Annotated in this window: 11 protein-coding genes; 9 read left to right on the top strand and 2 right to left on the bottom strand. The window is 70.2% G+C overall.

Features of this window, described 5'->3' with window-relative positions:
- Positions 1–54 precede the first annotated feature (54 nt).
- From IE294_RS32355 to IE294_RS32385, 7 genes are all read left to right on the top strand, one after another.
- The gene (locus IE294_RS32355) at positions 55–1,182 is read left to right on the top strand and encodes a protein-L-isoaspartate O-methyltransferase family protein (RefSeq protein WP_229917478.1); all 1,128 of its coding nucleotides are present in this window, start codon (positions 55–57) and stop codon (positions 1,180–1,182) included.
- Positions 1,179–2,039, top strand: a complete 861-nt coding sequence (locus tag IE294_RS32360; RefSeq protein WP_189891963.1) for a class I SAM-dependent methyltransferase — start codon at positions 1,179–1,181, stop codon at positions 2,037–2,039. Before IE294_RS32355 ends, IE294_RS32360 begins: the two co-directional genes overlap by 4 nt.
- Positions 2,036–3,481 carry a phosphotransferase gene (locus tag IE294_RS32365; RefSeq protein WP_189891965.1) on the top strand — a complete coding sequence of 482 codons (1,446 nt, stop codon included), beginning with the start codon at positions 2,036–2,038 and terminating at the stop codon, positions 3,479–3,481. The genes IE294_RS32360 and IE294_RS32365 overlap by 4 nt, the downstream gene beginning before the upstream one ends.
- Positions 3,478–4,029 (top strand): GNAT family N-acetyltransferase, encoded by a 552-nt coding sequence (locus IE294_RS32370; RefSeq protein WP_229917479.1) that lies wholly within the window; start codon positions 3,478–3,480, stop codon positions 4,027–4,029. Before IE294_RS32365 ends, IE294_RS32370 begins: the two co-directional genes overlap by 4 nt.
- Positions 4,026–4,712 (top strand): class I SAM-dependent methyltransferase, encoded by a 687-nt coding sequence (locus tag IE294_RS32375; RefSeq protein WP_189891967.1) that lies wholly within the window; start codon positions 4,026–4,028, stop codon positions 4,710–4,712. Before IE294_RS32370 ends, IE294_RS32375 begins: the two co-directional genes overlap by 4 nt.
- A gap of 118 nt (positions 4,713–4,830) precedes the next feature.
- Positions 4,831–5,499, top strand: a complete 669-nt coding sequence (locus IE294_RS32380) for a 3'-5' exonuclease (RefSeq protein WP_189891969.1) — start codon at positions 4,831–4,833, stop codon at positions 5,497–5,499.
- A gap of 106 nt (positions 5,500–5,605) precedes the next feature.
- Positions 5,606–6,703 carry an NUDIX domain-containing protein gene (locus IE294_RS32385; protein ID WP_189891970.1) on the top strand — a complete coding sequence of 366 codons (1,098 nt, stop codon included), beginning with the start codon at positions 5,606–5,608 and terminating at the stop codon, positions 6,701–6,703.
- Between the two features lie 394 nt (positions 6,704–7,097).
- Here IE294_RS32385 and IE294_RS32390 read toward each other — a convergent pair whose 3' ends face one another.
- The gene (locus IE294_RS32390) at positions 7,098–7,301 is read right to left on the bottom strand and encodes a cold-shock protein (RefSeq protein WP_189891972.1); all 204 of its coding nucleotides are present in this window, start codon (positions 7,299–7,301) and stop codon (positions 7,098–7,100) included.
- A gap of 944 nt (positions 7,302–8,245) precedes the next feature.
- On the opposite strand from IE294_RS32390, the gene IE294_RS32395 reads away from it, so the two are divergent.
- Complete coding sequence (locus IE294_RS32395) at positions 8,246–8,575, top strand: histone-like nucleoid-structuring protein Lsr2 (protein ID WP_189891974.1); 330 nt, start codon at positions 8,246–8,248, stop codon at positions 8,573–8,575.
- Between the two features lie 401 nt (positions 8,576–8,976).
- Positions 8,977–9,945 carry an aminoglycoside phosphotransferase family protein gene (locus IE294_RS32400; RefSeq protein WP_189891976.1) on the top strand — a complete coding sequence of 323 codons (969 nt, stop codon included), beginning with the start codon at positions 8,977–8,979 and terminating at the stop codon, positions 9,943–9,945.
- Here IE294_RS32400 and IE294_RS32405 read toward each other — a convergent pair.
- Positions 9,838–10,588 (bottom strand): transposase (locus IE294_RS32405; RefSeq protein WP_189891978.1); only part of this gene is annotated, 751 nt, incomplete at its 5' end. The two genes, IE294_RS32400 and IE294_RS32405, sit on opposite strands and share 108 nt — an antisense overlap.

The following is a 10,588-nucleotide window of genomic DNA, read 5'->3' on the forward strand; positions in this document are numbered from 1 at the left end:
CGCACGGCGATGGTCGCCGAGCTGGAAGCGAGGCACGGGTTGCGGCCTGGGCCCGTGCGCGACGCGCTGCTTGCGCTGCCGCGCGAGGTCCTGATGCCGCAGGCGTACGTGCGGCGCAGCGCGCCGGACAAGGACCCGCCGCGGTGGGATCTGCTGGACTGGTCGGCGCCGGAGGATCGCCCCGAGTTGCTCGGGCTGCTCTACGGCGGGGGCAGCGTGCTCGTCCAGCACGACGGGGAGCCGCTGCTGGGTCGGGCCGGCCGGACGCGCTCGGGTGCGTCGATCACGTCGATGTCGACGGTGATGGGCCTGACTGCCTCCTTACTGGAGGAGCTTGATCTGCGCTCCGGTCAGCGCGTGCTGGACGTCGGCACCGGGGCGGGGGTGACCGCCGCGGTCGCCTGCCAGATCTGCGGCGACCGGGGAGTAGTCACCCTCGACCGCGACCGGCATCTCACCGACGCGGCCGAAGTCCGGCTGGCGGACCTGGGTTTCCGTCCGCAGGTCGTGTACGGCCCGGGCGAACAGGGCGTGCCAGGCGCTGAGTTCGACCGCATCTTCGTGTCATACGCAATGGAGCGCGTCCCGCAGGCGCTCGTCGATCAACTCGCCCCCGGCGGGCGGCTCCTCGTACACGTGACCAGCGCGTCGCCGTCATGGCCGGGCCTCGCCATCGTGGAGCGCACTGCCGACGGGCGGATCACGGCGCAGCTGCGGGCCGTGGAGTTCGCGCACCGGGCGGGGCACGGTATGGAGCGGATCTGGCTGAGCAAGGAGTTCCGCCGGCGCATCAACGCCGAGCCGGGCACCTGGACTCAGCGCAGCATGCTCGCGCCGCCGGCCGATGCCGACCGGGGCCTGTGGCTGGCCGTAGACCATCTCCTCGGCGGCCTGGTCAGGGACTTCGGCGCCGAGCACCTGGTGATCGGCGCGCCCCGGTGCGGCTCGTGGCTGCGCGTCGAGCCGGTGGGCCACCGGCGCTGGAACATCATCACCCAGGGGCCGCGCGACATCTGGAAGGAACTCCAGGATCTGAAGGCCCGGTGGCAAGCGGCCGGCAGCCCCAGCCGCTACCGCCTCTACATCGAACCGGACGGCGGCCAACATGCCGCCTCGGCGTGCGGCCGTCTGTCCTGGCCTCTTCCCAACCTCCACCCGCTCGACCAAGGATCCGCCCCATGACCTATCCCGACGGCCCCATTGCGAACCCGTGCGGAGACCAGGCGGACCTGTGCGCCGCCGGGTACGACCGCTTCCGTCCCGGCGTGCCGGCCGAAGCGGCGCGACTGCTGGCCGACACCCTGGCGGATCTTCCCGATCCGACGTTGCTGGACCTGGGCACCGGCACCGGACAGGTCCCCAAGGCCCTGCTGAAGGCACTGCCCTCCCTCGCCCACATCGAAGGAGTCGACAGGAGTCGGCGGATGCTTGGCCAGGCCCGGGCTGCGCTCACGCCTGTGCTCGGCAGCTGCACTCTCAGCCTCGTCCAGACCTCGGCCGACCTTTACGCGCCCCTCGCACCGCTGCCTGGGGAGGAGTGGTGGACCCCGGACCTGATCACCTGCTGCCGGGCCTTTCACTGGATGAGCGGTCCGGACGTGCTGGCGATGGCGCACCGGATCGCCGCGCCGCAGGCCTCGCTGGCGATCATGGGGGACGGCAGTCTCTGGACCTACGAGGCGGACTGGACCGGGGTCCTGCGGGACCTGATCCAGAGCTACCTGGGGCCCGGACGGCGCGCCGGCGCGCTGAGTGACTACCCCAAGCCCATCCGCCCCTTCCAGGAGGAACTCGCCGACTCCGCCTGGGGCGACGTGAGCGAGCACCGATTCCCCATCAGGCGGTCCTGGACTCCGGAGAGTGTGCTCGGCTATCTGCGCACCACCTCCTTCGCCGGGGCCGGCCTCTTCGCCGACCGGCACGCGGCATTCGAGGAGGAGGCCCGGGCGCTGCTTGACGACCTCGCGGACGGCGGATCGCTGCTGGAGGAGACCGAGTTCACGGTCCTGCTTGCCCGGCGTTCGGCAGGTGCGCGATGAACGGCCAGCAGCGGCACACCGAGCCGGTGGACGTCCACCTGATCCTGCGCCGGGAATCCGCCGGTGGACCGCAGGTGTTGCTGTCGCGGCGGGCCGGGCGGGTGTACGCCGCGGGCCTGTGGCACCTGCCGTCCGGCCACCTGGACGGCCCATACGAGGACGTCGTCACTGCACTGATCCGCGAGGCGCGGGAGGAGACCGGTGTCGTCATCGACCCGGCCGACGTACGGGCCGCCGTGAGTGTGCACCACCGAAGCCCCGGAGGCGCCAGTCGTACCGGGCATTTCTTCGAGGTCCGGCGATGGCAGGGCGAGCCCGGGATCGCGGAGCCGGACATCTGCGACGCGATGGACTGGGCACCCCTTACCGCCCTGCCCGCCCCGATGGTGGCTTACTGCCGCGCGGGCCTGGACGCCTACAGCAACGGCGCGCGGCTCGCCGTGCACTTCCAACTGCCTGGCGACAGCATCGCCTTCGACCCCGACGCCGACCGGCTGCGCCTTGTGCCGAACGTGACCGGCCAGGCGCCTGGAACCCGTCCCGACACATCGGTCGTGGAGTTCGCGGAGCGGGCAGTCGGCCGGATCGCACAGTGGACGGACACCTCATGGACGCGCGAAGAGAGCCGCGTGTGGCGAGTCCACGGTGCCCAGGGCGGCACCTGGTATGTGAAGGTGCACCAGAACCACCGCTTCCACGGCCGGGAAGTGCGCGGGCTACGAACGTGGGCGCCCGAGCTGGGGGCGGCCGCGCCTCGGCTGGTCGCCGCCGACGAGACCCTGCGGGCGGTGGTCCTCACCGCGGTGCCGGGCCGCCCACTGCACGGCGCCGTCCTTGCCCCGGACCGGGAGAGGGCAGTCTTCCAACGCATCGGCGAACTGGCCCGCCGCATCCACCAGAGCTCTCCCCCGCAGCCCGCTCCCGCCGGCAGCGGTCCGGCCGTCGACAAGGCCGACCGGCACCTGGCCGGGGCGCGGTCTCATCTGCTCCCAGGTGATGAGGAGTTCGTCCGCGCGCTCGTCCGGCAGGCCGAGGACCTGCCACCGCTGGAGTGGGTGGAGACGCACGGCGACTTCCAGCTCCGCAACATCCTCTCCACCCCTGACTCCGCCGACGAGACCGACGTCGGTGAGATCTTCGTGGCCGTGATCGATCTCGAGCGCAGTGAGCCGGGACCGGCCGTACGGGATCTGGTCCGCCTGTCCGACGCCTGGGCCGGCCGGCCCGACCTGTTCGAGGCGTTTCTGGCCGGGTACGGACGGTCCCTGACCGCCGCCGAGGAGTCCCGCCTCGTCATCGACGCAGCGCTCGATTCCGTGAGCGGGATCTCGTACGGCGTCGCCCACCAGGAGCCCGAACTGGTTGAACGCGGCCGGCGGACCCTGACCCGTCTGCGCGCCGAGCATTGTGCCGTCCTCTCACCGACAGGAGATACGACGTGAACGCCGACCCGGCACCCACTGCCACTGCCACTGCCACTGCCGCAGCTGAGCCGCGCGACACCGCTGGACGGCCGCCGGTCCGCGCGGCAACCCCCGCTGACGCCGAAGCCATCACCCGGATGCGCTCCGAATATGTCCTGTCCGAGCCGCTTGACGAGGAGTGGCTCGTCATCTGCCGCGACCAGCTCGCACACCGGCTGCGGCCTGGGGGCGATGCCCGTGCCTGCGTCGTCGACGCGCCGGGCGGCGGGCTGGCCGCCTGTGCGCTCGCGCTGATCCACCCCGTTCTGTCGGCTCCGAAGTACCCCGCGGGGCTGGCCGCCCGGATCCACGTCGTGGCCACCGAACCCGCCCACCGGCGGCGCGGCCTCGCCCGGGCGGCCGTGTCCGCGCTGTTGGAAACGCTGGAGCGCGAGGGGGTCACGCTGTACGAGCTGCACGCGAGCAAGGAGGCCGCGCCGCTGTATGAGGAGTTCGGCTTCACGCGCGATCCGGCCCTCATGCGGATGACGAAGTTCCCGCAGGCCCGGGACGGGGGCGCGCGATGACCGAGGAGAGGCTCGATCCCGAGAAGTATGCGGCGGCTCTGCCGAAGGGCGTCGCGACGGTGAGCACGGCAGCGTCAGCACCGGGCCAGGACGGCCGCTCCCTGCCCGCGGCGTACTGGGAGCCGCTCTGGGCAGGCGGTCGCCGCTACCGGCAGGTGTGCACGGCCGAGAAGCAACTGATGGCCGAGCACCTCGACCCTGGCAAGGGCCGCCTTGCCCTCGACATCGGCAGTGGCGACGGCGCCCTGGCCCGCCACCTCCACCACGAGCTCGGCTACCGGACGACCGGCATCGACTGTTCCCCCAGCGCGGTCGCACTCGCCGCCGCCCACGACTCCAACCCCGGGCCTGGCCCCGGCGAGGGGCCGGACTGGCAGTGCCTGGACATCACCACCGCCGACCTGACTGCCCTTGCGCGCCCCGCCTACGCGCTCATCACCTGCCGCCTGGTCTACCGGTGGATCGGCGACAAGCCGGCCTTCCTCGACCGGATCCGGCGCATCCTCGCGCCCGGCGGAGTCTTCTGGGTCGTCACCGAGATCGCCGGCCGCCGTACGACCACCAATCCAGCCCTTCAGAAGCTCGGGATCTCCCCCTTGGACGCCGAACTGCTGACGACCGGCTGGTCCAGCGTACGGACCGCCGACCTTGACGTCCTGCGCTGCTACGCCCTGCGGCCCTGACCCTCGTGACCAGAAGGAAGCATCCGGTGCCAGACATCGAGAACCGCACCCGAGAAAGCTGTGTCGTCTACGGCCGCGCCCGCTCGGATGCCGGGGCGTTCCGGCAGGAGGTGGCACCGTGGACGCGCTGGTGAACGATCCCCGCTTCGCCGCCACGACGTTCTTGGTGGTCGATTTCGAAGGCCTCACCCCGGCGGGACGGCCTGCCGAGCCGATCGAGGTCGCGGCGCTGGCGCTGCGCCCCGCAGGCGACCGGTTGGTGGAGGTCAGCCGGTTCGAGGAGCTGATGCGGCCGCCCGCCGACGTACCCGTGACCGCCCGGGACGTCCAGCTCAAGGGCATTACCCAGCAGATGCTCTCCACGGCGCGTCCGGCCGCGGAAGTGCTGGCGCGGCTCGACGCGCGTCTTACCATGCCGCCGTACCGGCTGGTCGCCCACCACGCCTCCACGGAGGCCGGGGTCATCGGCCGGCAGGCCGAGCACTGTCCCGTGCTCGCGGCGACGCCACTGCTGGACACCCTGCGTCTGGCCAAAGCAGTGGTGCCCAGGCTCGGCTCCTACGGGCTGGACGGTCTGCTCGGCTACTACGGCATCCCCAAGCCGGCCGGGCGGCATCGCGCGATGCCGGACGTCGAGGTCACCGCCCAGGTGCTGGTCCGTCTGCTGGACGACGGATGCGCCGGCAGGCGGTGGAGCACCCTGCTCGAACTAGACGCGGTCGCCGGATTGCAGCCCAGCCGGCGACCGCACGCAGCCCCGGAAGCGGAGCAACGAGCCCTGTTCTGAACCAGCGCCCCACCGGCCTCGCCCCGGCCCATGAAGGGCGACCCGGCCCAGCTGACCTCCGCCACACTTCACCGCCCACGAGTAAACCCCCACCGTTCGGAGAGAGATGACCACGACTTCCGCACCCGACGAACGTCCCAGCGTGGCGATGAGCGATGAGGCGTACGGGGCGCTGCGCGCGTCGGCTGCTCTGTGGGCCGGCACGTCCGTGTTGATCACCAATCGGCGCGGTCAGGTCCTGGTCCAGCGCGTCAGCTACCGGCCCACTCGCTTGCTTCCCGGCGGCGCCGTCGACAAAGGCGAATCCCCAGCCCAAGGCGCAGACCGCGAAGTGAAAGAGGAGCTCGGCGTCACGGCGCCCATCACCCGGGGGCTGGCCGTCGACTGGGTCTCCCCCACCGGCCGGGCAACGCCCCCGGCCATGAAGTTTCCCGGCGAGCTGCTGCACGTCTTCGACGGCGGTGTCTGGGACGACGACCAGATCGCGGCAATCCAGCCCGCACCAGGCGAGATCGACGACATCGAGTTCGTCGAACCCGCTGACCTCCCCGCTCTGATGGCTCCCGATGACGCCCGCCGCGCCCTGTCCGCACTCCGCGCCCGTATCAACGGCGCCGGACCCGTCTTCCTGGAGGACGGAATCCCGATCGCCCCCACCGTCCTTGTCAGAGTCGGCATCCTGCGCACCGCCCGTGCCCGCCACCACCTGCCCTTCCACCCCACTCCCGTCCCCGACGGCCTTGAGGTTCGCCAGTCCTGGGTCTGGGCCTTCGCGCCGGACGGGCGAGTCCTCGTCCTTCTCGAACCCGACACCGGTGGAGCCGTTCTACCCGGCGGCACCCCAGAACCTGAAGACGGCGGCGACCCCGTGGCCACCGCCGTCCGTGAAGCCGGCGAGGAGGCTGCAGCGGAGCTCGCCGACGCTCGGTACCTCGGATACCCGTCCGACCCCGATGGCCCCTGTGCGCGGGTCCGCTACGCCGCCGCCCTCATGAGCCTGGACGCGGCCCAGGTCGATCCGGCTACCGGCCGTACCTACGTCCGCATCCTGGCCACCCCCGAGCAGGCCCTGGAGTTCTTTGACTGGGGGCCATCCGCAGCGGCGGAACAGCTCACGGCTGCGCACCAGGCCCGCGTCCTCCTCGGCATCCCTAAAGCCGCTCACCAGCCCGTCACCGAACTCACCGACCCGCTCTCCTGGTAACTCCCCCGCCTCCGACGAATCGAGAAGCTGACGAACGCCGCCCTCTCACTCGACCAGCCCTCTACACCAGCAGCGCGGGGCACTGGAGGACGCCGAGGTGACGGTGTGGCTGGGCGGCCCCGACGAACTCGGCGAACCGGGCGGGATGCGGGAGGTGTGGCAGCGGTACTACCGGCAGGCCGCGGCGCCTGCGGCCCGACCGCCCTGGCGCCTGGCAGCGTTGGAGCGGCTGCTCGGCGAGCCCGCTGGCCGCCGCCACCGCAGACCGCCATGGCGGAAACCGCCAGCGAGCCTACCGCCGGTGGCGGGTGTTATCTCGGTTGTGGCACGCATAGGTGAGGCGGCTGCCCCGGGCCGGGACCGGCCGCCTCACCCATTGCTGTCTTCTGACTGCTCAGCCGCGAACGATGTTCTGCGCCTGCGGGCCCTTCTGCCCCTGGCCGATGTCGAAGGTGACGTGCTCGCCCTCGGTCAGTTCGCGGTAGCCGCTGCCCTGGATCTCGGAGTAGTGCGCGAAGACGTCCGGGCCTCCGCCGTCCTGCTGGATGAAGCCGAAACCCTTTTCGGCGTTGAACCACTTCACGGTACCGCTGGCCATACTAGTGAATCCTTCATGTCATACCCAGGAGCAGCCCTTCGACCGGGACTGCTCCGGCTCGCGCAACTGCACCAGCTAACGACTGTTCTACCCCGCTTTCCTGTACCCATCCAGTGGAACTCAGCCATACGTCCAAGGCCAGGGCCCGACGAGAGAGCAGCAAGCTCTACGGCGGAGGCCGCTCCCGGCCCCTCGGTCTGATCACTGACTACGTCATCACTGCGCTTGCGGCCATCACGGGCACACCCGCGAACCACCGGCCTCCTCGTCGGGTACGAGCCGGCGGCCTTCAGCGGTTCCCCAGCCAGAGGATCCGGTCACCGAAGCCACCCCGAGCGGCTGCCTTGGCCGCACGGATCGCCTGCACCTGATTCGCGCCGACCCCGAGATCGTCAGCGAGCGCATACACGACCTCTCCCAACTCCGACAGCTTCTCCGCTGAATCCTTGTCCGCGACGAGAAACTCGGCGACCTTGTCACGGAGCTTGTCCGCAGCCGAGCGCGGTATTCATCCGGAGAGGCGGCTGGGTAGATAACCGGCTTACCCCCGCCGTCGCGGATCATCTGCGGGACCCGGTTTCGCACCAGCTTGCCAGCCCCGCCGTGGCCGTTCACCGGCTGCCCTCCCATCTCGCCGCAAGACGGCGGATGGATGCCGCCCTTCATGCTGAGGCAGTTCAAGGAAAACGCTCCACGGCTTGCCACGCGACGCCGGTCGGCGAATCCTTCCGCGATAGCCAGGCGAAGTGAAATGGTCACTCGTGGGCAACTATCAGAAAGTGCACCATATGCCCGGTATGAGGTTGTGCCGAACCTTGAGTTTCCCTTATTTCTCGCACATTCTTCACTGAAGCAGTTTGCTTTTTCGTTTGATGCGGTATTGGATGTGACAAGTGCAGCAATTGGGCGATTCGGCCCTGAATCTCTCACGTTGAAGGAAGATTATGGCTCAGAAAGTACAGGTCCTTCTTGTCGACGACCTCGACGGTGGCGAGGCGGACGAGACGGTGACGTTCGCGCTGGACGGCAAGACGTACGAGATCGATCTCACGACCGCCAATGCGGACAAGTTGCGCGGCCTTCTCGACCCTTATGTCAAGGGTGGCCGTCGCACCGGTGGCCGTGCCGCCGGCGGCCGCGGAAGGACGCACGCCGGCGGCAACCAGGACACCGCGGCGATCCGCGCCTGGGCCAAGGAGAACGGGCTGAAGGTCAACTACCGCGGCCGTGTCCCTGCCTCCGTCCGCGAGGCGTACGAGAAGGCCAACGGCTGAAAAGGCACGCGATACCAAGGCCAAAGTCCAGTGTCGGTCCTGCACGGGGACGGTCGGCTGTCCGCACTGGGCAGCCATGTTCCGCGATACCGCGGCTTCCCGAGCCGCGGTATCGCGCTGTCGACGCTCGCGCATCATGCCCACGACTGACGCTCGGGAAAGAGCAAAGCGTCACGGCGGCGGCGTGGTGAGTCTGACGGCCACGGCGTCGAGGACCCAGTCCAGGCCGGTCGCGAGCCGACCTTCACCTGCACCGCCGAGCCCGCCGACGACGGCCAGGCCGTCCGTGCATGCGGCGCGGCAAGGCCGCGGCGGCCGGCCTGCTGGAGCTTCGATATAGACCAGCGGGAACCCCCTGCGCGCACCATGCCCTCCTCGTACCTCGTGAGAGAGCCCGCCCCATGACGCACGCCGATTCCCTGCCCCCGGACCTGCACCGGTGGGTCACTCGTCACGTCGCCGGCATGGACACCGCCGATGTGACGGACGCATCCTGGCCGCGCGGAGACTCACGCATCTGGCGCGTTCGCGCGGGTCACGGCGAGGTCTTCGTCAAGCTGTACCCCTGCGTCGAGAAGTACGCGCGCGAGGTGAAGGGGTACGAGCACGCGACGCGGGCGCTCGCTGCGGGCCAGGCGCCGCGTCTGCTGGCCAGTGATCTGCAGCGGCCGGCGGTCGTCCTTTCCGCGCTCCCCGGCCGCGTTGTGCGTGGACTGCCGATCGAGCAAAGCGTGGAACAGCGTGTGCACCGGCTTGCCGGTGACCTGCTGCGCCGCTGGCACGACACTGACGAGCCGATCAGCAACCGCGAGCATCAGCGCATCATCGAGTCGGTGACCGCACAGGCCGACGAGGCCGCCGTGATCCTGGAACGCCTCGGCGATCAGCTCTCTTCCACCGAGCAGGACCTCGTCCGCAAGGCAGCCCACGACCTGCCCGACCTCGCCCAAGCTCTCCCGCTGGCCTACCGGCACGGCGACTACTCCCCACGCAACTGGCTCTGGGACGAGGCAACGGAGCACCATGGACTGATCGACTTCGAGGAGTCCGCGCCGGGTCTCGCCGTCGAGGACCTGGTCTGGTTGTGCGGCGCCGCGTGGCCCACCCGCCCCGACCTGCGTGACGCCTTCCTCACCGGGTACGGCCGGCAGCTCTCGTCAACCGAGCAGCGCGCGCTCATCCTGCTCACCGCCCGCTTGGGTGCTTCCTACCTCAGCACCGGCCTGAGCTTGACTCTGTCGGGGATCTTGGTGTCGGCGGAGTCAACTGCCCAGGGTTCGCCAGGACTTCAGACGAGGGATCTCGCGCTGGTCGAGGTAGTTCTGGAAGGCCGTTGGCTGGCGGGGTGTGGGGGCTTCCTTAGCCGGTGACAGTCCGCTGAGGCGCTCGATGTTGACGGCGATGGCCGTCAACACGTGCTGGACATGGACCTTTCCCTGTCCTCGGTAGCGGCAGCGCCGCATGCCGTGGCCATGGGCGAACTCGTTGACCGTGCTCTCCACTCCGGAGCGGACCGCGTAACGCGTCTTCCACTCGGGCGTCTGCTGCTCGGCGCGGACGCGGAGTTGCAGGTCGCGGAGCTCTCGCGGGGGAAATCCCACGGTGCGGGCGTCGTCGGCGGTGCTGGTGCACTGGGTGCGGGCCGGGCAGGGGCGGCACTGGCTCTTGGTGAACCTGGCCACGATCAGAGGTGCCGCGGTGGGCGAGGAGGTCGGGTAGGGGCCGTGCCAGCCCGCGCTGACCTGTCCCTGGGGGCAGGTGACCTGCTGCTTGCCGTAGTCGATGTGGAAGTCGTCCCGGGCGAAGCCCTCGCCTCGGCGGTGCTGGCGGATGGGGTTGCTCTTCAGCGGACCGGAGACTGTGACCTGGTGTTCACGTGCGGCTTGTTCCAGGTGGGGCAGGGAGGTGCAGCCGGCGTCGACCAGGTGCTCGGCGGGCAGCAGGCCGCGTCGGGCGAGGCGGGTGTGGATGCCGGGCAGGACCTGGCTGTCGTGGGTGGTGGCCGCGGTGGTG

Origin of the sequence: Streptomyces canarius (assembly GCF_014650735.1) — a bacterium.
GTDB classification, from domain to species: Bacteria; Actinomycetota; Actinomycetes; order Streptomycetales; family Streptomycetaceae; genus Streptomyces; species Streptomyces olivaceoviridis.

Bases quoted from the DNA above. Each gene is read 5' to 3' on its own strand.
- IE294_RS32360 (WP_189891963.1), top strand. From the start codon at position 1,179: ATGACCTATCCCGACGGCCCCATTGCGAACCCGTGCGGAGACCAGGCG.
- IE294_RS32365 (WP_189891965.1), top strand. From the start codon at position 2,036: ATGAACGGCCAGCAGCGGCACACCGAGCCGGTGGACGTCCACCTGATC.
- IE294_RS32375 (WP_189891967.1), top strand. From the start codon at position 4,026: ATGACCGAGGAGAGGCTCGATCCCGAGAAGTATGCGGCGGCTCTGCCG.
- IE294_RS32385 (WP_189891970.1), top strand. From the start codon at position 5,606: ATGACCACGACTTCCGCACCCGACGAACGTCCCAGCGTGGCGATGAGC.
- IE294_RS32390 (WP_189891972.1), bottom strand. From the start codon at position 7,301: ATGGCCAGCGGTACCGTGAAGTGGTTCAACGCCGAAAAGGGTTTCGGC.
- IE294_RS32395 (WP_189891974.1), top strand. From the start codon at position 8,246: ATGGCTCAGAAAGTACAGGTCCTTCTTGTCGACGACCTCGACGGTGGC.
- IE294_RS32400 (WP_189891976.1), top strand. From the start codon at position 8,977: ATGACGCACGCCGATTCCCTGCCCCCGGACCTGCACCGGTGGGTCACT.